The 25,002-nt window shown below is 41.1% G+C and carries 13 protein-coding genes; 11 read left to right on the top strand and 2 right to left on the bottom strand.

Features of this window, described 5'->3' with window-relative positions; genetic code table 11:
* The first annotated feature begins 262 nt into the window (after positions 1–262).
* From RM541_RS01530 to RM541_RS01480, 11 genes are all read left to right on the top strand, one after another.
* Positions 263–3,445, top strand: coding sequence for a SusC/RagA family TonB-linked outer membrane protein (locus tag RM541_RS01530; RefSeq protein ID WP_311498464.1), 3,183 nt, complete (start codon positions 263–265; stop codon positions 3,443–3,445).
* A gap of 11 nt (positions 3,446–3,456) precedes the next feature.
* A complete protein-coding gene (locus RM541_RS01525) occupies positions 3,457–5,352 on the top strand; it encodes a RagB/SusD family nutrient uptake outer membrane protein (RefSeq protein WP_311498463.1) in 1,896 nt (631 codons plus the stop codon).
* Positions 5,353–5,414: 62 nt separating this feature from the next.
* The gene (locus RM541_RS01520) at positions 5,415–8,432 is read left to right on the top strand and encodes a SusC/RagA family TonB-linked outer membrane protein (RefSeq protein ID WP_311498462.1); all 3,018 of its coding nucleotides are present in this window, start codon (positions 5,415–5,417) and stop codon (positions 8,430–8,432) included.
* 19 nt (positions 8,433–8,451) lie between these two features.
* Positions 8,452–10,215: a RagB/SusD family nutrient uptake outer membrane protein gene (locus RM541_RS01515; RefSeq protein ID WP_311498461.1), complete on the top strand. Its 1,764-nt coding sequence runs from the start codon at positions 8,452–8,454 to the stop codon at positions 10,213–10,215.
* A 49-nt stretch (positions 10,216–10,264) separates the two neighbouring features.
* The gene (locus RM541_RS01510) at positions 10,265–11,296 is read left to right on the top strand and encodes a DUF5627 domain-containing protein (protein ID WP_311498460.1); all 1,032 of its coding nucleotides are present in this window, start codon (positions 10,265–10,267) and stop codon (positions 11,294–11,296) included.
* A gap of 27 nt (positions 11,297–11,323) precedes the next feature.
* Complete coding sequence (locus RM541_RS01505) at positions 11,324–13,456, top strand: endo-1,4-beta-xylanase (RefSeq protein WP_311498459.1); 2,133 nt, start codon at positions 11,324–11,326, stop codon at positions 13,454–13,456.
* A gap of 771 nt (positions 13,457–14,227) precedes the next feature.
* Entirely contained in the window at positions 14,228–15,373 is a 1,146-nt protein-coding gene (locus RM541_RS01500) for an endo-1,4-beta-xylanase (RefSeq protein ID WP_311498458.1), read from the top strand.
* Positions 15,374–15,396: 23 nt separating this feature from the next.
* Positions 15,397–17,328, top strand: a complete 1,932-nt coding sequence (locus tag RM541_RS01495; RefSeq protein ID WP_311498457.1) for a glycoside hydrolase family 97 protein — start codon at positions 15,397–15,399, stop codon at positions 17,326–17,328.
* 44 nt (positions 17,329–17,372) lie between these two features.
* Positions 17,373–18,926 carry a glycoside hydrolase family 43 protein gene (locus RM541_RS01490; protein ID WP_311498456.1) on the top strand — a complete coding sequence of 518 codons (1,554 nt, stop codon included), beginning with the start codon at positions 17,373–17,375 and terminating at the stop codon, positions 18,924–18,926.
* Between the two features lie 123 nt (positions 18,927–19,049).
* Positions 19,050–21,524, top strand: coding sequence for a glycoside hydrolase family 95 protein (locus RM541_RS01485; RefSeq protein WP_311498455.1), 2,475 nt, complete (start codon positions 19,050–19,052; stop codon positions 21,522–21,524).
* A 283-nt stretch (positions 21,525–21,807) separates the two neighbouring features.
* Positions 21,808–23,493 carry a glycoside hydrolase family 43 protein gene (locus RM541_RS01480; protein ID WP_432264655.1) on the top strand — a complete coding sequence of 562 codons (1,686 nt, stop codon included), beginning with the start codon at positions 21,808–21,810 and terminating at the stop codon, positions 23,491–23,493.
* 415 nt (positions 23,494–23,908) lie between these two features.
* Here RM541_RS01480 and RM541_RS17465 read toward each other — a convergent pair whose 3' ends face one another.
* The gene (locus RM541_RS17465; RefSeq protein ID WP_311498453.1) at positions 23,909–24,145 is read right to left on the bottom strand and encodes a transposase; all 237 of its coding nucleotides are present in this window, start codon (positions 24,143–24,145) and stop codon (positions 23,909–23,911) included.
* A 702-nt stretch (positions 24,146–24,847) separates the two neighbouring features.
* Positions 24,848–24,982: a hypothetical protein gene (locus RM541_RS01470; RefSeq protein WP_311498452.1), complete on the bottom strand. Its 135-nt coding sequence runs from the start codon at positions 24,980–24,982 to the stop codon at positions 24,848–24,850.
* Positions 24,983–25,002: the final 20 nt, after the last annotated feature.

The raw sequence follows: 25,002 nt of genomic DNA, 5'->3' as shown, positions 1-25,002 counted from the left end.
CGTTTTCTACAAAGATATCTGAGCAAAGGAACTGAAATAGAAAAGCACCCAAATATTATTTTAAAACGGCTAAATAATGGTAAAATTTCAACTCATTCAACAATTGCGGCGTCCATACATTATTAGTGACCAAAAAGGAGGCTCCAGCTCTGCTTTGAGCAAATCAGCTTTTTCATTTATTACTAAAACGTAATAGGTTAAACAAAGGATTAATAATTATGATACAGCATCTTTTCAATCAAGTCTTTAAATATTTTATAATATGAGAATAAGATTATTACAGTTTCCATATCTGGCGAAGTTGATGGTCGTCGGGCTATTAGTTGAATTTTTGTTTTCTTCTGCCATCTACGCTAATAATAATGAGCGAAGAAGTGAAGGAGAACAGCAACAAACAATTAGTGGAATAGTTACATCTTCTGAGGATAATCTAGGTCTTCCAGGCGTAAATGTTATAGTAAAAGGAACCTCTATAGGAACTATAACAGATATGGAGGGTTTTTATGAAATCACTGTGCCTGAGTCGGCGACTACCTTAACATTTAGTTTTGTAGGATTTCAAACCTTGGAGAGGGAAATAGGGAATGATTCCGAGATTAATGTTGTTATGGAGACCGATCAGAGTGCGCTTGAAGAAGTGGTAATAGTGGGATATGGGACCCAGAAGAAGGAAACTGTTGTGGGTGCCGTTTCTCAAACTAATAGTGAAGTTCTGGAACGTACCGGTGGAGTATCCGATATTGGTGCTGCATTGACGGGTGCGCTACCTGGATTAGTAACTTCTGCCAGTACAGGTATACCCGGTGGGGAAACTCCGCAAATTGTGATTAGGGGACAAAATAGCTGGAATGGTACATCTCCTTTGATTTTGGTGGATGGAGTAGAACGCCCAGGATTTTTTACTAACATGTCTATTAGTTCGGTTGAATCAATATCTGTTTTAAAAGATGCTTCGGCTACTGCGGTATTTGGTTCCCGGGGTGCCAATGGGGTAATCATTGTAACAACAAAAAGAGGGCTCACGGGTGCGGCAGAAATCACGGCCAATTTTAGTTCAACGATGAAGGTGGTTTCTAAATTGCCTGGTAAATACGATGCTTACGATGCTATTGGGCTTAGAAACAGGGCAATTGAATATGAACTTTCCGACAATCCCGCTAGTTGGGGTGATATAATACCTGAAGAAACCAGGTATAAGTATCTTAATCCCGCCAGTCTCGAGGAAAGTGAACGTTATCCCAATGTTGATTGGCAAGAGATCTTATTTAAGGATTATGCTATGGCATATAATGCTAACTTAAACATCCGTGGAGGTACAGATTTTGTTAAATACTTTGCTACACTCGATTTTCAGAATGAAGGGGATTTGTTCCGGGATTTCGATAATAACAGGGGTTATGATCCTGGTTATGAGTATAACCGCTTGAATTTCAGGAGTAACTTAGATTTTCAGATTACGCCTACTACAAAACTCCGAACAGATTTAGGGGGTACCTATGGTGTTCGGAGGAGTCCTTGGGGTGGGGGTAATGATTATGGTTTCTGGGATGCCGCTTATCGCGGTGATCCAACCCTATTTATGCCACAGTATTCAGACGGTATCTATGGGTATTATGCTCCTAATATTCAAAAAGGGTATAACTCTGTGCGGATCTTGTCCATTAGTGGAGTAGAAAAGCAAACTACTGCCCGTATCTCAACGACTTTTGTCCTGGACCAGGATTTAAGTATGATATTGGAAGGTTTAAATTTCAATGGAACTTTGGCTGTGGATAATACCTTCTTAGAAGGTGAAAGGGGGGTAAATGACTTGTACAACGACGCCCAGGAAAAGTGGATTGATCCCGAAACCGGGCGGGTAGTTCTTGCCGAGGGTGTAAGTTCTACCACAGGGCTTGATTTTTATACCCCTGGACCACAATGGTCACCTGTGAGTGGGAATATTATTGTTGATCAGGGTCAGGAAGTCCCACTTCGTAGGATCTTCTATCAATTAAAACTGGATTATGCAAATACCATTGCAGAAGATCACAACTACAATCTTATGGGGCTTATGAATCGCCAGAAAGATGCCATTGGTAATGGAATTCCAGCATATCGTGAAGACTGGGTTTTCCGGGCCACCTATAATTATAAAAGCAAATATATGCTGGAGTATAATGGTGCCTATAATGGTTCAGAAAAATTTGCTCCTGAATACCGGTTTGCCTTCTTCTCTTCAGGAGGGCTGGGATGGATGGTAACCAATGAAGAATTTATGGATTCGTTTTCATTCCTTGATATGCTAAAACTGCGTGCCTCTTATGGAGAAGTAGGAGACGACAATATAGGTGCAAGGTTTCTTTTCATGGATGAATGGGGATATGGAGGAAATTCTCAACTTGGATTAGTTGGCGAGGGTGGTGAGCGAAGCCCTTATGCATGGTACACTCAGGAACAGGTAGGGAATCCTTTTGTTCGTTGGGAGACGGTATATAAATATAACTTGGGTATGGATTTCGGGATATTTAAGGGTCTTTTTGATGGATCCATAGACGTCTTTCGAGATAACCGGATAGATATCCTGATGGCAGGTGACAGAGCGGTGCCTTCCTATTTTGGTGCAGATGCTCCTGCAGCCAACCTCGGGCGCGTGAGGACCCAGGGTTATGAAATAACCTTAGGCGTTAATCATACCTTTGCCAATGGATTGAACTTATGGGCCGACTTTACCATGACGCATGCAAAGGATGAGATACTTGATCGGGATGATCCCGCATTGTTACCCGATTATCAAAAGCAGGCGGGATATGCACTGGGACAGACCCGGACTCATATCGCAAGCGAATATTACAATACCTGGGACGAACTATATGCGAGCACAGTTCACAATACCAATAACCTCAATAAAATCCCTGGAAACTACCAGATCCTTGACTATAATGGAGACGGAATAATTGACACTTTTGATTCGGCCCCTTTTGGCTATTCCGGTATACCCCAGAATACTTTTAGCACCAATGTAGGATTTGGATGGAAAGGCTTTACCGCATTTGCACAGTTCTACGGAGTAAATAATGTTACTCGGAATGTATCTCTTACCAGTCTTGGAAATCAATCAAATACGGTTTTTGAGCAGGGTACCTTCTGGTCCAAAGATGTTCCAAATGCCGATACGCCCATGCCGCGTTGGAGTTCAGTTCCTCCCGGAAACTTTATGGGGCACCGGTATTATTACGACGCTTCATACCTTCGCCTGAAGAATGCAGAAATCGCTTACCGATTCGACTCTGAAGCAGTGAGTAGGTTTGGTCTTCAAAACCTGCGGGTGTATATAAATGGCAATAACCTTTTGCTGTGGACTGAAATGCCTGACGATCGTGAATCGAACTTTTCGGGAATAGGTAATCAAGGAGCTTACCCTACGGTTAAAAGGTTTAACCTGGGATTAAATATGACATTTTAAATTTGTTTGTTATGAAAATATATATAAGAACTATTGTTAGGAGCAGCTTTTTTATAGCAATGCTCATGATGGTCTCCTGTGAGGACTATCTGGAAAGAACGCCAGATTCGGTTATATCAGAAGAGACTGCCTTTCGAAATTTTCAAAATTTTCAGGGATTTACAGAAGAGCTTTATATGGCCGTTCCAAACTTTACTACCAGTTACTGGACTTCTTCGTGGAACTGGGGAGACGATGAGATCCAATCTCCTGGTCCTAACTTTCACTTTGGGGTGAAAATTGAAAATGGCGACTTCTGGGGTTGGCAAGCAGAGCATGACGGCTGGGGTGCCGGATGGATGGATGGGAGTGCTGAAACCAATGGAGGTGCTCATGATGGAGGCTTGTGGCCGCTTGCCTGGTATGGAATTAGAAAGGCAAATATTGGTTTAGCCAACCTGGACCTCATGACAGATGCTACAGAGGAAGAAAGAAGGCTTATTGAAGGACAACTGCTATTTTTCAGGGGTTGGTTTCATTTTCAGTTGATCCAGTACTTTGGAGGCATGCCTTACATCGATGAAGTGCTCCCTTCTGATGAACAAATTTGTGAGCCCCGTCTAAGTTACCATGAGAGTGCGGAATTGGTTGCAGCAGATTTAAGGGCAGCTGCTGATCTTTTGCCGATTGATTGGGACAATACAGTGGCAGGTAGGCGAACACTTGGAAAAAATGATTTGCGCATCAACAAGATAATGGCCCTCGGTTATTTAGGGAAAGACCTTCTTTGGGCTGCCAGTCCCTTAATGAATTATGAATCTACTGGAAGCAAGAGTTATAATCAGCAATTTGCCCAGCGTGGGGCATCTGCATTCGGAGAATTATTGTCCCTGGTCGAAAGTGGGCAAACTCAATATGAATTGCTTCCTTTTGAAGACTATAGTGATAATTTTTATACAACCGGACAGAACTGGGCTATCCCAGGTGGTACGGAAGCTATTTTCCGCCCTACTTATGTTTCGGCTAATGCTTCAAACTGGAGAATTAGTGGTCAATATTTGCCTTCTGTAGTGAATGATCACGGGGATCCTGCTAGATTTTATCCTACAGCCAATTATGTTAGCTTCTATGGGATGGCCAATGGAATGCCTTTGCCGGATGATATAACCCAGGCCGATCCTGAATCAGGATATGATCCTGAACATCCCTGGGAAGGGCGTGATCCACGTTTTTATCATGATATTCTTTATGATGGGGTGCAGGTTGTCGAGGGATCCATACCTCCAAGCGAGGAAAACCCAGAGCAGCTTCGCTATGCGAGTCTGTACACTGAAGGAGCTTACCGCGATGTCGTTAATGGAAGCCGTACGGGTTATGTTAATAATAAATTTATTCCGTTAACAGCGAACAGATTTGACCGAAAGTTTGATTATGGTTATGCCCTCCACCTTATGGTGCCTTATATGCGTCTGGCCGATGTTTACCTGATGTATGCCGAGGCTACCGCAGTTAGCTCTGGCCCCAATAATACTGCGGGAGGTTTTAATCTAACAGCAGTGGAAGCGGTGAATGTCATCCGGTCCAGAGCTGGTGTAGATCCGGTACATAGTAACTTTACTGGTTCTTTAGAGGCTTTTTTGCCTGAATTGAGACGTGAACGTGCCGTGGAATTGGCCTTTGAAAGACACCGCTTTAATGATCTTCGTCGTTGGTTGTTGTTAACTGAACTTCCTTATACCATTAAAACGTCCCATGAATTTGACCGTGCAGCATCCTTTGATCATGAAACCCCCAGGGAAAACCATGTGGTGAATCTTAGGGAAGAGCTCATTCTGGAACGTGATTTTTCCGAAAAACATTATTGGCTGCCATTAAAAGTATCGGATGTGAGTATATGTCCTGAGTTTCACCAAAATCCGGGATGGTAGCGGGTAAATAGAATGGTTTATATTTTAAGTGTAAAATGATCTTAACGACGAAACATTAACTAATGAAACAAATAACGCTAAAAATTATTTTGTGCACTCTTATTGCTCTACTTCCAGTAATAAGTAGCGCACAAACTGCCACAAAAATAGATTTAACCACGGTTGTCCGGACAGAGCAGGGATTGCCCGTCCAGGGGGCTATTGTAAGAAGTGAGCAGGATGATATTTCAACACAGACGGATAGTCTCGGAATTTTTTCCCTGGAGGTATCTTCTAATGCTACCCTATCTGTTAATACAGCTGGCTATGGAACTAAATTTGCCACCGCAACTCCCGGCCTGCAAGAGATTGTTTTGGACTCTGATTTGGAGCTGGTTCAGGTAGCTTACCAAAAGGAGGAAAAGGAAGACCTGTTGGGTGGTATATCATATATTAATATTCCTGAATTACTGGATAAAAACTATATCACTTATCCTCTGGACAATATGGAAGCCTTAGTGCCAGGTTTTCATGGAAATCTTTGGGGGATGAACGAGTACCTGGTGCTCATAGATGGCGTACCTCGTGATATAGGTAGTGTGCAACCCACCGCAATTGATCAGATTAGTTTTCTTAAGGGGGTTTCCGCTGTAGCGTTGTACGGCAGCCGTGCTGCCAAAGGTGCCGTACTTATCACCACAAAAGGTGGGCATATAGGTGAACAGACAGTTGATGTTCGGGTGAATGCGGGCCTCTTTGCCCCGCGGAGCTTTCCAAAATATCTTGGATCTGCGGAATATATGACGCTGTATAATGAAGCACGGAATAATGATGGTCTTGGATCCCTATATTCCGAGGAAGAAATCTACCACCATTCCGCGGGAACAAATCCTTACCGCTACCCTAATTTGGACTATTATACGGACGATTACCTGCAAAGCACCTATAGCCGATATGATGGCACGATGGAAATAGCTGGTGGTAACGAGGTGGCCCGTTACTATACCAATTTGGGTTTTATGACAGAAGGTTCGTTGCTGAATTTTGGTGAAGCAGAGAACAATAAGAATCAACGGTTCAACGTCCGCGGAAACGTAGATATGAATTTAAATGATAATATCTCTGCCCATGTGGACTTAGCTGCAATATTCACAAATAACGTAGGAGTTAACGCTGACTACTGGGGTGGTGCCGCTAACTTAAGGCCACACCGGTTTACTCCGTTTATACCAATCAGTATGATTGAAGAAAATGATGAGGCTTCATGGGATCTGATAGAAGGGACGGATAATTTAATAGGCGGGCAGTACCTGCTTGGAGGTACGCAGCTGGATCAAAGTAATCCAATTGCCGATATTTATGCCGGGGGTTCTAATACATACATCAGCCGTCAATTCCAGTTTAATGCCGGTGTTGATGCTGACCTCCAAAATCTTTTAAAGGGATTGTCTTTTAGTTCTTTGTTTGGGATAGATTATGCCACGTCATACAATCAATCCTTTAATAATGAATATTCAGTGTTTGAACCGTCCTGGACCAACTATGCAGGAACTGATATGATAAGTTCGCTTACCCGTTATGGACAGGATATTAGTTCGGGGGACTTAAATGTTAGCAACAGCTTATACCGCCAGACACTGGCTTTTTCTGGACAATTGAACTATGAAACCGTAATTGAAGATGACCACGATTTCTCTGCAATGTTGATTGCCGGAGGCTTCCAACGATCGCAATCTGGGGTCTACCACGGCGTGAATAATGCGAATCTTGGATTACATTTGGGCTATGACTATAAAAATAAATATTACGCCCAATTTAGTGGTGCAATGATATACTCTACTAGAGTGCCTGAAGACAACCGGACTGCATTCTCTCCTACAGCATCGTTGGGCTGGAGAATTAGTGAAGAAGACTTTTTAGCCTCTTCATCTGTTGTAGATAACCTGAAGTTATCTGTGTCTGCGGGTATATTACATACAGATTTAGATATTTCAGATTACTACCTATATGAATCAATCTATACACAAACTGATGGAGCCTGGTACGGGTGGGCAGATTTATCTGCGCCCGCACGAAGTACCGACTCGCGCCGTGGAGCAAATCCTAATCTGACTTTACCAAAGCGGGAAGAAGTAAGCGTGGGTCTTGATGCTTCATTATTCAATAATTTGTTGGTCTTAAACGGGAATGTTTTTGTGAGCAAAATGACTGGTCTTGTAGATCAACTTTCCGTTTTATATCCTAGTTATTTTGAAACGGGTTATCCAAATTCATCTTTTATCCCCTATACCAATTATAATGAAGATATACGTAAGGGTTTTGATTTTGGTCTGACCCTGCAGGAACGAACCGGGCAGGTGGACTGGACGGTTGGATTGGTAGGAACTTATTATACAACCGAAGCTTCCAAACGGGCCGAATTTTTTGAGAATGAATATCAGAACAGGCAGGGGAGACCTGTGGATGCCATCTGGGGTCTGGAAAGTGATGGCTTCTTTGAAAGCTCTGACGATATTACCAATTCACCAGAATCGGCATTTGGAGAAGTGCAGCCAGGTGATATTAAATACGTAGACCAAAATGCAGATGGCTTAATTAATGCACAGGACGAGGTATACCTTGGAAGAGGCGGTTGGTCTGGATCTCCTTTTACCGGGGGAATTAACCTGACGGCGAAGTACAAGAATTTTACCTTCTTTGCAATGGGAGTGGGCCGTTCGGGCGCAATAGGTATGAAAGATAATGATTATTTCTGGGTAAATGGCCAGGATAAATACTCTGAGGTTGTTAGGGATCGTTGGACAGAAGCAACTATGGAAACAGCTACGTATCCACGGCTGACCACCGGTGGCGGTAATAATAACTTCCGGAATTCAGATTTCTGGGAATACAGTACCAACCGTTTTGATTTGGCCCGGGTTCAGGTTTCTTATACATTCCCGGAAACTATGATTAATGGCAATTTCCTTCAGGAATTTGGAGTGTACGTGAATGGAGCTAATCTATTAACGATTGCGTCCAATAAGGACATCATGGAATTGAATATTGGAGGTGCTCCTCAGACACGTTTTTTCAATGTTGGTGTTAAAGCATTATTTTAAGAAATTTAAAAATTTTATTATGTATAAGAAAATACTGTTTTTTGTTTTGGTTGTGCTGGCGCTGTCTTCTTGTGAGAAGGACTTTTTGGAGCCAGCTATTGAAAACAATCGAGACCTGAACGATATTCAGGATGAGCCAGCTTTTGCACTGGGGCTGCTATATAATGGTTACACCAGGCTACCTGGAGGTTTTTCCTTCAATGAAATGGCCACTGATGATGCGGTGAGTAGTGACGAAGATAACACATATTCTAATATGGCCACAGGGCAATGGGCTTCCAATTTTAACCCCGTTGGGCAGTGGCAAAATTCCTTTTCAGCAATCCAGTACTTGAACTTGATGCTTTCTAAGGCAGATACTGTTACTTATGCCGAAAATCCCGCAGTTAATCAAATGTTCAAGGATCGCACTAAAGGGGAAGTATATGGATTACGCGCTTATTTTATGCACAGACTCCTTGAAGCACATGGTGGTATGGCTGGGGGACAACTCCTTGGAGTTCCTATAATGCTTGAACCACAAGATGCCTCTACAGACTTTTCCAGCTTTCAGCGGGCTACTTTTGAGGAAGGTATGCAGCAAATATATAGTGACATAGAAAAAGCCATAGACCTGCTACCGTTAGACTCTGAGGATATTGGTAGTGAATCTGAGATCCCGGATAAATATCTGAATATGGATGCGGATGTGAATGATTATAATCGGGTTTTAGGAAAGACTAATCGGCTGCGTATGACAGAACGCATTGCTCTGGCAATCCGTTCAAGAGCATCCTTGTTGGCGGCAAGTCCTGCCTTTAATCAAGGTACAACCACTACATGGGAGGATGCGGCTAACTATGCGGCAGATGTGTTAGATATAAACGGAGGAGTTGGAGGTCTTACTCCCGATGGACTGACCTGGTACAACGATGGAGGAGTAATTGATAATCTTACTGCGGGTGCTAATCCTTCTGAAATCCTCTGGCGTACAAATATGCCCGGGCCAAGCAGTGCACTTGAAGAGCAGCTGTATCCACCAACACTCTTTGGAGACGGATTGGTAAATCCCACTCAGAATCTGGTTAGCTCTTTTCCTATGGCCAATGGTTTTCCCATAGATCATATGGAAAGTGGCTACGACGCTAGTAATCCATATACGAATAGAGATCCGCGCCTAATGGAATTTATTGTGGTGAACGGTAGCCAAATGGGACCTTTTGATGAAACTATTATTACCGCAGTTGATGGTGGTACCAATGATGGTCTGAACATAGTGGAATCCTCGACCCGAACAGGTTATTATCTGCGCAAGCTGCTGCGGGAGGATGTGAATCTTGATCCTCAAAGTGTTAATCAACAGAGACATATAAACCCTCTTATTCGCTACACCGAAATCTACCTGAATTACGCAGAGGCTGCTAACGAAGCCTGGGGTCCTGAAGGTACCGGCGGAAATGCTTATTCGGCTTATGATGTGGTTAGAGCCATACGTGAGCGGGCAGGTCTAAGTGCAAATGGAGGTGATACCTACCTTGAATCTATTAAGGGGGATCAGGACGCTATGCGGGAACTAATTAGAAACGAACGAAGATTGGAGCTTAGCTTTGAAGGATTCCGTTTCTGGGATTTGCGCAGGTGGAATGAAGATCTTTCAGAGATGGCATTGGGAGATAGGATTTTAAACGGTAATCATGAAATTATTCCTGTTGAGCCCCGGCTTTATTCCGAATATATGATATACGGACCTATACCTTACAGCGAAATACTTAAGTTCGGCTTCACACAAAATATGGGATGGTAAGCCAGGAAAATCGTATTCGCAGGACTTATATAAATAAAACTGAAAACGCATGAAAAATATAACTAAATTAATCTTGTTCTTGTTCATTCCTTTAATATTCGCTTCATGCGAGAATGAGGATTGGGAATTTCCCGATTTTGAATATCAAACGGTTTACTTTGCTCATCAATATCCTGTAAGGACGATTACACTTGGTGAGGACATTTTTGATACCACACTGGACAATGAGTGGAAATTTGAAATCATGGCCACAACAGGAGGAGTCTACGAGAATGTAAATGACGTTGTTATTGACGTGACAATAGATAACACTTTGGTCGACGGTTTATCTTTTGAAAATGATCGTGAAATAATGGCCATGCCTAACAATTATTATGATATGTCTTCCGATAATATTGTCATTCCTTCGGGAAGTGTGACAGGTGGTGTTGAAGTGCAACTTACGGAAGCATATTTTGCAGATCCATTGTCAATTCAACGTAACTATGTGATTCCCGTGCGAATGACGAACGTGCAACAAGCAGATTCTATTCTGGTAGGAGAACCTCTTTCTGTTGATGCAAGAAGAACACTGGAGAGTGATTGGGTTGTTCAACCTAAAGACTTTGTTCTATATGCTGTTAAATATATAAACCGCTTGCATGGATATTATTTACGCAGAGGTGAAGACGTTATTGTAGGGAAAAATGGAAATACTGAACTTGATCAGACGATTGTAAGAAGTGAAGAATTCGTTGAAGATGATGAAGTAGTTATGCTAGCTACTCAATCTCTGAATGAAATCTTGTTTCCGCTAACTTTTAAAGCTAGTGATGAAACTAATATTAATGTGCCTTTAATATTAACGTTTGATGAAGAAGGAAACATTACGGTAGGAACAAGTTCTAACGAATTTACTGTAACTGGCAGTGGAGAATTCGTTAAGGATGGAGAGGAAAACAGTTGGGGAAATCAGGATCGTGATGCTATTTATCTCAATTACGAGGTTGATCTGGAAAATTTTCATGTTTCCTCTGCAGATACTTTAGTGTTAAGGAATCGGGGGGTAGAAATGGAACTCTTTACTCCTGTACTTGAATAATCGTTTAAAAATTAAGATCGAAATTGTATGAAAAGTCTATATAAATTAGGGATCTGTGTATTAGGATTATCTATTGTAACCGCCTGCACAGATTATGAACCGCTTGACTTTCAAGTAGAAAAGCCGGAAAGTGTAGCCCTCCAGGAAGAGTTAAATAGCTACGGAGCCTTAAAAACATATATGGGAGAAGAGGCCTCTGACTTCATATTGGGGGGGGCAGTTAACCTCTCAGAATATAATTCTAAGGGGGTAATGTATCGCCTTATTAATTCTAACTTTGAGGAGGTGACGCCGGGATATGGAATGAAACATGGAGCCGTGGTACAAGAAGACGGAAGTTTGAATCTAGCGGGTGTGGAGGAATTTCTCGCAACAGCAAACGGGGCCGGTTTATCTGTTTATGGACATACCCTTGTCTGGCATGCCAACCAAAATGCCGAATATCTGAACAGTACTATTGCGCCAACGGTAGTAGGCGGCGGACCAAGCTGGGATGTGGTTTCTAGCGCTGACTTTGAGACCGATGAGGCAGCAAATTACGAGAGTAACGCAAATGCTATAATGTCTTTTACTGCTGACGGAGAAGGTGCAGACGGTGAAGGGAGGGCATTGACGGTGACCAATGAAGAAGTTCGGGAAAACGATTGGGGAAGCCAGTTCTTTTTTAAGTTTTCTCCGGCTATGGAAGTAGGGGAAGAATACGAACTTACTATGGATGTTCGTTCAGATGCTGATGCTTCCTTTGCTACACAGGCTCATATTCAACCTGGTGAATATAAACATTATGATTTTTTTGGTGCTATTACTTCCTCTCCTGAATGGACTACTTATACCAAAAGGATCATTGTTTCTGAAGAAGTTGCAGGGTCGAGTACTATTGCTTTTAACCTTGGCAATGTTGCCACTACTTATTACTTCGATAACATAAGCTTAAAAAAGTATAACGAGGAGGGCAGTGGTGGTGGTCCGGCATTGGATCCAAGTGTAGTTACCAATTCTGATTTTGAAAGTGGCACCGACGGCTGGGGTGGCTGGGGGAATGGCTCTACCATGGAGCGCTCAGCAGAAGGTGAGGGCTATGGTGATACAGGTTATGCTTTTACCTTTACGAATCCTTCCGCTACGGATTTTTGGGAGGCACAGATTGCCTATGATTTACCGTCATTGGAAATGGAGGCAACTTATGTATTAAATTTTAAAGTAAAGGCAAATACTGCCGGTACTATTCGTGCCGAGCTACAATCACCTGATTATTCAAGTGATGGGTTTGGCTCATTTAATGTATTGGAAGACTGGGAGGAATATACTTTGGAGACGACGATTACCAAAGAGGACCGTTCGCGATTGATTATTAGTTATGGTGATTTTGCAGGAACGATTTATATTGATGACGTGACGCTTTCGCGGGTAAATCCCAATGCGGGGGGTGTTATAGAGAAAACACCTGAAGAAAAGGAGGAGATCATTACTGCCGAAATGGAAAGATGGATAGCGGGCATGATGGAAGTTTCTAACGACTATGTTCACGCCTGGGATGTGGTAAATGAGCCTATGGACGATGGAAATCCATACGAATTAAAAACCGCAGCCAACGATTCAGATATTACTAGTGATGAATTTTACTGGCAGGATTACCTGGGTAAAGATTATGCGGTTAAAGCATTTAATCTGGCCAGGGAACATGGAGATTCTGATGACTTGCTATTTATAAACGATTATAATCTTGAATATAATCTAGACAAGACAAGAGGATTAATTGAATATGTGGAATATATAGAAAGCCAGGGTGCTACAGTAGATGGAATAGGAACACAAATGCATATTAGTATAGATTCTGACAGGGATAAAATAGCAGAAATGTTCCAGCTTCTTGCTGCAACCGGTAAAGTTGTTAAAGTTTCTGAACTGGATGTAAGAACAAACGTCTCTGAACCTACTGAAGAAGTTTTACAGCAACAGGCAGATATGTATAGATATGTGGTAGAGACATATGTACAATACGTACCAGAGTCGCAACAGTATGGAATTACGGTATGGGGAATAACCGATAGCCCGGAGGATGCAAATTGGCTGCCTGGAGAATTTCAGGGATTATGGAATGTAAATCTAAATAGAAAGCCAGCCTACGCTAGTTTTGCCGAAGCTCTCGAAGGTCTGTAAAAATAGAATTTATGCAGAGGGTGCGTCCTTCTTCTTAATTCTGGTAACTTCAATGTTAATTATCGTAGGTTGTTCTGCTGACGACGATCCTTACCGGCAGAAAAGGCAGAAAAAGAAGATGCTATAGAATAAATGAAAATGATAATACAAAAGATGATCCGTCAATGCAAATGGAGTGGCCGTTAAGGACCTCCAGGTTACATGTCGAAAAGAATTCCTGGGGAGAAAAAATGTTGCTTCACGGGGTAAATTTGTGCTGGTTACCAGTCTCATTACAAAGGATATGTAAATAATCCTATTGAGAAAGAAAACCTGGGTTATGCAGCACATATCTATTCTGGTTATTGGGGAGAGGATAGTAATGACCCCGTCACTTTCCGGAGAAATTGTGAGGAAACCATTAAACTTGTTGCAGACATTGCCCCAGTTGCTATTACTGAAATAGACCTGGGTCCCCGATGGATATATTATCTGGGAGAAGGCGGAGTTACTGGCGAAGCCGGTACCTGGGGATTTCGATTTTAAAGCTCTCGCACATAAAAGAAGCAATGTAGGTTTGAATTTACTTGCTCCTGAAAATCTATTTGAAGGTGATCCTAACGGTGGTATTGCTTACGAAAATAATCCTGATGCTTGTGGTTACGCAGCTCACAAATAATTTGCAGAATATGCCAAAGAGAAAGCCAACTGTGAATTAGCCGATTTAAAGGCTTTTAATAATTAAGATTCGAAAGACTTACCGGAATATTAAAAACTTAAAAAATTACACCCATGAGAAAACATAAACAACTCGCTCTTCTTTTCGTTTTTAGCGTGAGTATTATAATGGCAAATACTAATCCCGGTAGTGTAGATTCTACAACAGTTGGGAAAGAAAAGACCCTAAAGGAAGCCTATAAAGATAAATTTTATATAGGTACAGCACTTAATGCTTGGCAAATAAGGGGAAGAAGACCTGAGGAAATACAAGTTGTTAAAGAAAATTTTAATTCGATCGTTGCTGAAAATATAATGAAAAGTGCAAGGATCCAACCAAAAGAAGGACAGTTTGATTTTTCACTAGCCGATGAATTTGTAAAATTCGGAGAGGAAAACGATATGCACATACATGGTCATACACTTATATGGCATTCACAGACTCCCGATTGGTTCTTCGTAGGGGAAGATGGAAATACTGTTTCAAAAGAAGTCCTTATTGAACGTATGAAAAACCATATAACAACAGTAGTAGGTCGATATAAAGGCAGAATTCATTCCTGGGATGTAGTAAATGAAGCGATTGAAGATGATGGGAGCTTTAGGGAAAGCCAGTTTTACAAAATAATTGGTGAGGATTTCATCGAACTTGCTTTTGAGTTTGCCCATGAAGCCGATCCTGATGCTCATCTTTATTATAACGATTATTCCATGTCCAATCCCAGAAAGCGGGATGGGGTGGTGAACATGATCAAAAAACTTAAGGATCAGGATATTTTTGTTTACGGGATAGGAATGCAAGGTCACATTAGCTTGGGTGCGGACCTTAAGGAATTCGAAAAAAGTTTAGAGGCTTTTGGGAAACTTGGTAAAGTTGTGATAAGTGAACTCGATCTCACTGTTTTACCATCTCCGTGGGGCGATGCTGGCGCAGAAATTTCGGATAATTACGAGTACGAAGATAAAATGGATCCTTTTCCCAATGGTTTACCTGATGAAGTTCAGGAACAATTATCGAAAAGATATGTAGAATTTTTTAATCTTTTTTTAGAACATCAGGAGATAATCACAAGAGTTACTCTATGGGGTGTCAATGATGGAAATTCCTGGAAAAATAATTGGCCGGTAAGAGGCAGAACTGATTATCCGCTGTTATTTGATCGTGAAAATAATGCAAAACCTGTAGTGAAGGAACTTATAGAATTAGCGTCAGTTCAATAACTCTTGAAAATCTGAAAATTGTAATGAGAAATCTCATCTTCCTTATTGGCGTGATGTCTGTATATCAATTTTCACTGGCCCAGAAAGCCACGATAAACAGCCCCGATGAAGTTGTGAAGTTAGAAGTTTATCTTGAATCGGGAATGCCAGTCTATAAGGTATTATATAAAAATGAAGTTGTACTGGAAAAATCTCCTTTAGGACTAAGAACAAATATTACTGACTATTCCGAAAATTTGAATTTTAAAGGAAGTGAAATAAACTCTATCGAGAAGACCTATGAATCCAGAAAACTCAAGAAATCTAATATTGATTATGAGGCACAGGAGCTTATCACTACCTTTTCTAACGAAAAAGATCAGGAAATAAAAGTGGTTTTCCGCGTAAGCAATAATAATATTGCTTTTCGATACCATATTCCTAAATACAATGATACCGTAGCTCATGTTGTTATCGAAGAATCTACGGGATTCAATTTTCCACAAACGGCCAAAAGTTTTCTCACCCCTCAGTCGAAATCCATGGTAGGTTTCCAGCGTACTAAGCCAAGTTACGAAGAGGGATATTATTTAGATCAGGATATCACAACTGCTTCAGTGAATAACCTGGGCTACACATTTCCTGCTCTATTTAAAACAGATAATAATTGGGTTTTGATTTCCGAAACTGGGGTTGACGCCACTTACGTTGCTTCTCATTTAAGTGACCCAAATGATGAAGGAGAATTCACTATTTCTTTTCCTGAGAGTACAGAACTTAACAGCTTTGGAAGTACCGGTGCTGCAATTTCTCTTCCGTATAGTACGCCCTGGAGGACAATTACTTTAGGTACAAGCCTAAAGCCTATTGTGGAAACGACCATTCCTTTTGATGTGGTGGAGCCCCTCTATAAATCTTCTAAAGATTATAAACCTGGCCGCGGCGTATGGAGTTGGATTATGTGGCAGGATGCAAGTATGAATTATGAAGACCAAGTGACATATATAGATTTTGCTGCCGAACTGGGCTATGAATATATTCTTATTGATGCTCTTTGGGATCAAAATATTGGGTATAATAGAATGGAGGATCTAATTGATTATGCTAAACGTAAGAATGTTGATGTCTTATTGTGGTATAACTCAAATGGAGTTGCTAATGATGCTCCTATGACTCCAAGAAATAAAATGCACAGGGCGATTTCCCGAAAAAAGGAAATGCAGTGGTTGCAGGAGAACGGGGTAAAGGGCTTAAAAGTTGATTTTATGGGAGGTGATAAACAGGAGACCATTCAGCTTTATGAGGATATCATGTCCGATGCGAATGACTACGGATTGATGATGATCTTTCACGGGGCAACAATTCCGAAAGGCTGGGAGATAATGTATCCTAACTTTATAAGTACTGAAGCCGTTCTTGCTTCGGAAAACTTGATGTTTAGTCAGTACGCAAATGACCAGGAAGCCCGAAGCGCTGCAATTCATCCATTTATAAGAAATACCGTTGGAAGTATGGATTTTGGGGGTACTGTGTTAAACGAAAGATATAACCGCACGAATGATGGTGGAAACGTTAGAAAAACATCTGATGCCTTTCAACTGGCAACTGCAGTATTATTCCAGACGCCGGTCCAATTCTTTGCACTCACACCGAATAATCTCGAGGACGCTCCGGAATTTGCAATAGACTTCATGAAAAACATCCCCACAACCTGGGACGAAACTATTTTTATTGATGGCTATCCCGGGGAGTATATTGTAATTGCGAGAAGACACGAAGAGCAGTGGTATATCGCAGGCATTAATGCGTCAAAAGAGCCCAAGAAAGTGAGCTTTTCCCTTCCGGAACTGGAAGGAAATAAATTTATTATTAATGATTCCAAAGAGGGACTAACTGAAAAGAAAGAAATCAAACGAAAAAGGGGTGAATTTGAAGTTACCATGCAACCACAGGGCGGATTTGTGATCACAAATTGAACCTTTACTAGCTTATTGTTCTCCCAGGATTAATTAAAATCAAAATGAAAATAGTAAACGCACTTCTTCTCATAATAAGTCTTTCTTTAAGTAATTATGGGTCGGCACAAGAGAAGGCAAGAAATCCCATTATCCACGCTGATGTTCCCGATGCTTCTATGATCAGGGTTGACGACAGCTATTATATGAGCAGCACCACGATGCACATGAGTCCGGGGGTGCCTATTATGAAATCTACCGATTTGGTGAACTGGGAAATCGTGAATTATGCATATGATACTTTGGGTAATGAGGATGCGCTGGAGTTAGAAAATGGTAAAAACGCTTATGGTGCCGGTTCCTGGGCAAGTAGCCTCCGTTACCATAATGAAACCTTCTATGTTTCAACTTTTGCGAGCACCACAGGAAAAACTCATATCTTCAATACTAAAGATATTGAGAACGGCTCCTGGGAGGAAATTACTTTTTCACCCTCTCTTCACGATAACACTCTGTTTTTTGATGACGACGGAAAAATTTACCTCATTTGGGGCGGTGGTAGATTACACATTGTGGAACTTAAAGAGGATTTATCGGGTGTAAAAGAAGGCACAGAGCGGGTTTTAATTGAGAACGCTACGGAACCTATAGGGTCTAATTTTATTCTACCTGCAGAAGGATCGCAGTTATTTAAGGTCAATAACAAATATTATCTGTTCAACATAGCCTGGCCCCGAGATGGAATGAGATCAGTTATAATTCACCGGGCCAATAAAATTACGGGACCATATGAAGGGAAACTGGCTTTCCAGGATAAAGGAGTGGCACAAGGAGGTTTAATTGATACACCGGAAGGTGATTGGTATTCATATTTATTCCGTGATTATGGTGCGGTAGGGCGTATTCCATATATCGTTCCGGTCGAATGGAAAGATGGCTGGCCTATATTAGGCAAAAATGGTAAGGTGCCTGAAACACTGGATCTACCTGCAAGTGAAGGATTAATTCCTGGTATTGTTGCTTCAGACGATTTTAGTAGAAGCGCCAATGACAGAGATTTGCCTTTGGTGTGGCAATGGAATCACAATCCGCAACAGGATTGTTGGTCTGTGAAGGATCGCGAAGGCTATCTAAGATTGATTACTGACAGAGTAGATACTTCATTTCTAGATACACGAAACACGCTTACCCAAAGAACCATTGGTCCAAAAAGTTCTGCTAATACTAAAATAGAGCTTGAAGGTATGAAGGAAGGAGATTATGCGGGACTCGGACTTCTTCAGAAGTATTTTGGCTTTGTGGGAGTTAAAATGATAAAAAATAAGAAGCACATTATTATGGTAAATGGAGCTTCCGAAGCACCCGTTGAGGTGGAAAGTACACCTTTGAATCAGGAGGAGCTTTATCTTAAAGCTGTCGGTGATTTTAGGAACCGGAAGGATACCGCAAGATTCTACTACAGCCTTGATGGTGAAAACTGGAAAGCTATAGGCAATGAGCTTAAAATGTCGTACACGCTTCCACACTTTATGGGTTACAGATTCAGCTTATTTAATTATGCTACAAAAGAAGCGGGAGGTCATGTAGACTTTGATTTTTTTAAAATAGATGATAAATAAAATAGAAGGTCGAAAATTGCCATTTTAAGACCTTGACGAAGAACGTCGATGATGTATAAGTAATTGATAAGCAACAAGCACGAGCATTAGGAAATAAAAAATTACTGTTATTTAAAACTGCTTATGAATACTAACTTCAGTCATGGGATTATCGCATTAGTTGGTTTCTTCTGTTTCTTGTCTATTTCACCGGTCTGGAGCCAGAAAAGTTCACAGTTAAAACTTTGGTATGATGAGCCTGCAAAAAAATGGGTGGAGGCGCTTCCTGTGGGAAACGGCCGATTAGGGGCAATGGTTTACGGCGATCCTCAGGAGGAAGTAATTCAGCTGAATGAGAATACCGTATGGGCAGGTGGGCCTAACCGGAATGATAATCCTAAAGCTAAAAAGTATTTACCCCAGGTACAGGAGCTTTTATTTGCTGGAAAGAGTGAGGAAGCCCAGGAAGTTGTGAATGAGCATTTTATAAGCAAGACCTCTCATGGGATGCCTTACCAAACTGTAGGGGACCTGAAGTTGTCTTTCCCTAATCACGAGAACTATACGGAATATTACCGCGAACTGGATTTGGAGAATGCGGTAACCACCACGCGCTATAAAGTTGGAGGTGTAGGCTATCAAACCAAAGTTTTCGTTTCCCATCCCGACCAGGTGATTGTAGTACAGATAAAAGCAAACCAACCCGGAGCTTTAAATTTCACGGCTACCATGGATCGTCCCGAAGGCGCTGATGTTTCTACCACTGAAAGCGGGGAATTAAAATTACATGGAAAAACCAGTGATTTTGAAGGAGTGGAAGGGAAAGTTGAATTCCAGGCAATTACTAAAATTGAGGCCAAAGGCGGAGAAGTAGTTATTGAGCATGATGCCATTAAAATTCAGAATGGCAATAGTGCTACAATGTACATTTCCATTGCCTCTAATTTCAAAAATTATAAGGATCTGAGTATCGAAGAAGAAGCCAAAGCGGCTGAATATCTTTCGGCTTTAGGGAATAGAAATTCAGAAGAGATTTACCAGGCGCACCTGGAAGATTATCAGACCTATTTTAACAGGGTGTCGCTGGATTTAGGACAAACCGAAGCGGCAAAATTACCAACAGATGAAAGGATTGAAAATTTCAAAACGGGAAATGACCCTGCCCTTGTTTCTTTGTATTTCCAGTTTGGACGCTATCTTTTAATAACCTCTTCGAGACCTGGAACTCAACCTGCCAACCTTCAGGGAGTCTGGAATCACCAATTAACACCTGCGTGGGACAGTAAATACACAGTAAACATTAATGCAGAAATGAATTACTGGCCTGCAGAAATCACAAATCTTCCGGAATTCCACGAGCCGCTAATACAGATGGTGAAGGAGCTATCAGAAGCCGGAAGAAAAACCGCCAGGGACATGTACGGTGCTGAGGGATGGGTGATGCACCACAATACCGATATTTGGCGAATGACGGGAGCGATAGATGGCTCTTATTGGGGAATGTGGCCCATGGGTGGCGTTTGGCTCTCCCAGCATTTATTTGATAAATATGATTTTTCAGGAGACAAGGAATTCTTAGAATCTGTTTATCCCATAGTAAAAGAGGCTTCTAAGTTCTATCTGGATTTTATGATACATGAACCTGAAAACAACTGGCTCGTAGTATCACCTTCAATTTCCCCGGAGCACGCGCCAACGGCACATCCGGAATCTTCTTTGACCTACGGAACAACAATGGATAACCAATTGATATTCGACTTGTTTTCAAAAACAGCAAAAGCCGCTGAAATTGTTGGTGACAATGATAAAGCATTTATAGCTGAATTAAACCAAAAGCTTCAGCAATTGCCTCCTATGCAAATTGGCAGCTGGGGCCAGTTACAGGAATGGATCAGAGACTGGGACGATCCTGAATCAGATCACAGGCACGTTTCACATCTTTATGGTCTATATCCTTCTAACCAGATTTCCCCCTATAGAAACCCTGAATTATTTAATGCTGCCGAAACTTCTCTGGTGGCCCGGGGAGATGAATCCACGGGTTGGTCAATGGGTTGGAAGGTGAATTTTTGGGCGAGATTGCTGGATGGCGATCATGCGTTAAAACTAATAAAAGATCAGCTAAGCCCTGCTACTCAGGAAGGCTTTAGAGGAAAAGGCGGCACGTATCCCAACCTTTTCGATGCGCATCCTCCTTTTCAGATCGATGGCAACTTTGGGTGTACGGCGGGGATTGCAGAGATGTTGCTTCAAAGCCACGATGGTGCAATTCACCTGCTGCCGGCATTACCTGGAGCCTGGGGGGAAGGAGTTGTTTCTGGTTTGCGCGCCCGTGGAGGTTTTGAGGTAGCCATAGATTGGCAGAAAAACAAGGCCGAGGTTACTGTTTACTCAAAAATGGGAGGAAACCTAAGGCTAAGATCATATTGGCCGCTGGAAGGAGAAGGCCTGGAAGAAGCCAAAGGAGCTAATCCGAATAAATTTTACAGCCTTCCGGATATAAAGCAACCACTTTTTTTAGAAGAAGCAAATTTAAAAGAAGCCGAAATCAAGCAGGTTTATGAGTACGATTTAAAAACTTCTAGAGAAGAACGGTATAGGATAACAATGAGTAAGTAGGTATAAACATTAGGAAGATGTAAACCTGAGATCCAAAAATAGTTTTGATATTATGTCAAATGGTAAAGGATGATCTAAATAAGACAGATGACCCCAGGGAAAATAGAGGACGTTCGTTTTCACATTTCTCTATGCTTTACTTTCATCACCTTCGAGTGAAAGCTCATACCAATGAGGTTATTCCAGTTTTTTTATAGACGGGTTTTTTTGGAAAAAAAATGAAATAGAAATATATATAATTATTTAAGTAATAAAAATGAAAAGAAATCAAGTTGTTTTAATGATGGCCTTTTTGACGCTGTTTATCTTTACTGGTTGTAATGCGCAGAAAAACGTTCCCATTTTTTCTAAAGTAGTGTACGAAGGAAATGATGATGTCTATAATGAAAATCCATTGGAAGCTGATGAATTCTATAACCCGATATTGCAGGGTACTTATCCAGATCCCGCCATAGCCCGGAAAGGAGATGATTATTATCTGGTAGCCTCATCATTCGCAATGTTTCCCGGAGTACCTATTTTTCACTCCAAAGATCTGGTAAACTGGACCCAAATCGGTCATGTTCTGGACCGCAAATCACAGTTAAAAGTTTATGATGCAGGAATAAGTGGAGGGGTTTATGCGCCTGATATACGTTATAACCCACACAACGATACTTTTTACATGATCACCACCCAATTTGCCGGTGGTTTTGGTAATATGGTTGTTAAAACCAAGGATCCTATGGAAGGATGGAGCGACCCAATTAAACTAGATTTTCAGGGAATAGATCCGGCAATTTTCTTTGATGACGATGGTAAAGTCTATGTAGTTCATAATGATGCTCCAAATAGGGGAGAAGAGCTATATGAGGGGCATCGTGTAATTAAAATTTGGGAATATGATGTTGAGAATGATAAGGTGATTGAGGGAACTGATAAAATCATTGTAAATGGTGGTGTTGATCTTTCGAAAAAACCTATTTGGATTGAGGCACCTCATATTTACAAAAAAGGTGGACTTTATTATCTGATGTGCGCCGAAGGTGGTACCGGAGGATGGCATAGTGAAGTAATTTTTGTTAGTGATAAACCAATGGGGCCATACGAACCTGCACCTAGCAATCCAATACTTACACAGCGTCATTTTCCGAAGGACAGAAAAAATAAAGTGGATTGGGCAGGACATGCAGATTTGGTAGTTGGTCCGGATGATAAATATTATGGTGTGTTTTTAGGAATACGACCTAATGATGAGGATCGAGTGAATACAGGCCGTGAAACCTTTATTTTACCATTAGATTGGTCTGGTAAATTCCCTGTGTTTGAAAATGGTTTAGTCCCAATGGAACCAAAACTTGAAATGCCTGAAGGAGTAGAAAATAAGACAGGAGAAGGTGAATATTTCCCTAATGGAAACTTCACATATACCGAAGATTTCGATTCTGAAAAATTGGATTATCGATGGATTGGATTAAGAGGACCGCGCGAAGATTTCATGGAGATTACTAAAAATGGTTTGAAAATCACTCCTTTTGACGTAAATATTAAAGAAGTGAAACCTACTTCCACCCTTTTCCACAGGCAACAGCACAAGGATTTTTCCTTTACAACAACCATGGATTATAAACCTAAGTCTGAAGATGATCTAGCTGGGATCACAGCTTTACAAAATGAAAAGTTTAACTATATTTTTGGCATCACCAAAAAGGACAAAAAATACTATGTAATCTTAGAGAGGACCGAGAAAGGTTCTTCTGAAATAATCGCGAGTAAAGAAATAGAATTTAATGATGAGCTTCAGCTTAAAGTAAAAGCAGAAGGCGATTTATATAAATTTAGTTATGCTTTAAAGGAAGGAGACTTCCAGAATTTAGGAGGAACTGTATCTGGCGATATTTTATCTACAAATGTCGCTGGTGGTTTTACGGGCGCACTTATAGGCTTGTATGCAACATCTGCAAACGATGCTTTACCGAAAGAGAAATAAATAAGCTCATAGCTGGAGAAAAAATTTAGAAGAACAAGGGGAAAGTGTGCTAGTATGAATATTGCTATGACCGGCCGTAGGAATTAGTATTCTTTCTTTAGAAGAAATGCGAAGTATGGAAGACGGATTTCCTTAATAATATTCAAAGGGCTGCACTTAGTAGTATAGCGGAATTTAAAGCAAATAAGGGAAATGATAATAAGCTACATCAACCAAATTGTTGGGGTCTGTAATTCATAATCTGTCTGATATTTTAATTCCTCTGGGGCTAACCCCAGGGGAATTGGCCATCGGTATCCGGTCTTTAATTTTAGTATAAAATTGCTAAATCGTAAGGCTCCAGTTTTACTAAGGAGCGGTCCATTTCTTCTCAATGTTTCTTGTAGCCAGGTGGGCCAGCTTGAGCAGCGACATATCATTGGTGAAAGCACCTTTGGTCTTGATGATTTTTCTGATTTGGCGATGGGAGCCTTCCACGGCATTTGTGGTATAAAATAATTTTTCTAATGGGTTTCGTATATTGAAAATTCTGGGATAGCTGCTCCCAATTGCGCTTCCAGCCTTCAATTACCACAGGATATTTACTGACCCATTTCTCTTCCAGGTTCAATAGCTCATCTTCGGCTACATCTTTGGTGACAGCCCTATACAATTTTTTCAGTCTTTCATAAACTCCTTCTGATCCTTCGAGGCTACGTATTTCTTTTTAGCTTTTTCTTTCCCTTGCCATTGTGCTTATTTCTTTGGAGGTTCATCACTATCCAAATGGGAGTTCATCTCTGCCTTCAGGGCTTTCTCAGTCACCATTTTTAGCATGAGTACAAAAGCACCGTCTGCACCAAAAAGGCTCTTTTAGACATGAACTGGTCAAGTACGTTCTTCTTATTTCTTGTTGTTCTTTTATTGTCAAGATTCTAACTGAATGAAATTAATAAATAATTCAATTCAGACCCTCAATTGCTTCTTAAAGAATCTAGTACATCTTTTCGGGTTATCAGGATAAATAAATTGAGATTTCCTCGTTTATTCCCGTAAAATTGCGAAATTCGAAGTTATTTTATATACTTGTAGTCTCTCACACCATTTATTTGCAAGGCTGTCTTATTAGGATGTCAGGGATCCTCATTTCTTGGATACTAAATTTTTTGATCTTTTCTAATTCAATTTATAGACTTTGAGAATAATAAAACTACTTCTAGCCCTTGTACTTTGCCCTTTATGCACGTTTTCCCAATCGGGCAGGTTGTTTTCAACTGACTCTGAATTATCCAGTAGTCTTGTAAATGACGTACATCAAGACAGTAAAGGGTTCCTTTGGATAGCCACAGAAGATGGTTTAAACAGGTATGACGGTTCAAAGTTTACCATCTTCAAACAGGATCACAGGAACTCTCAGTCCGTACTGAACAATTATGTGAAGGAGGTTTTCGAGGACAGCCAGAAAAGACTCTATTTCGGCTTTTTTAATGGGCTCCAGATATATGACCATGCAACAGAGAGTTTTGAAGA

The organism is Autumnicola psychrophila, from assembly GCF_031846645.1.
GTDB lineage: Bacteria > Bacteroidota > Bacteroidia > Flavobacteriales > Flavobacteriaceae > Autumnicola > Autumnicola psychrophila.
Note: the sequence above shows the minus strand (reverse complement) of the source record. Positions and strands in the feature narration are given on the sequence as shown.

Coding starts and splice junctions, on each gene's coding strand:
- RM541_RS01530 (WP_311498464.1), top strand. CDS start 263: ATGAGAATAAGATTATTACAGTTTCCATATCTGGCGAAGTTGATGGTC.
- RM541_RS01525 (WP_311498463.1), top strand. CDS start 3,457: ATGAAAATATATATAAGAACTATTGTTAGGAGCAGCTTTTTTATAGCA.
- RM541_RS01520 (WP_311498462.1), top strand. CDS start 5,415: ATGAAACAAATAACGCTAAAAATTATTTTGTGCACTCTTATTGCTCTA.
- RM541_RS01515 (WP_311498461.1), top strand. CDS start 8,452: ATGTATAAGAAAATACTGTTTTTTGTTTTGGTTGTGCTGGCGCTGTCT.
- RM541_RS01510 (WP_311498460.1), top strand. CDS start 10,265: ATGAAAAATATAACTAAATTAATCTTGTTCTTGTTCATTCCTTTAATA.
- RM541_RS01505 (WP_311498459.1), top strand. CDS start 11,324: ATGAAAAGTCTATATAAATTAGGGATCTGTGTATTAGGATTATCTATT.
- RM541_RS01500 (WP_311498458.1), top strand. CDS start 14,228: ATGAGAAAACATAAACAACTCGCTCTTCTTTTCGTTTTTAGCGTGAGT.
- RM541_RS01495 (WP_311498457.1), top strand. CDS start 15,397: ATGAGAAATCTCATCTTCCTTATTGGCGTGATGTCTGTATATCAATTT.
- RM541_RS01490 (WP_311498456.1), top strand. CDS start 17,373: ATGAAAATAGTAAACGCACTTCTTCTCATAATAAGTCTTTCTTTAAGT.
- RM541_RS01485 (WP_311498455.1), top strand. CDS start 19,050: ATGAATACTAACTTCAGTCATGGGATTATCGCATTAGTTGGTTTCTTC.
- RM541_RS01480 (WP_432264655.1), top strand. CDS start 21,808: ATGGCCTTTTTGACGCTGTTTATCTTTACTGGTTGTAATGCGCAGAAA.
- RM541_RS01470 (WP_311498452.1), bottom strand. CDS start 24,982: ATGGTCATATATCTGGAGCCCATTAAAAAAGCCGAAATAGAGTCTTTT.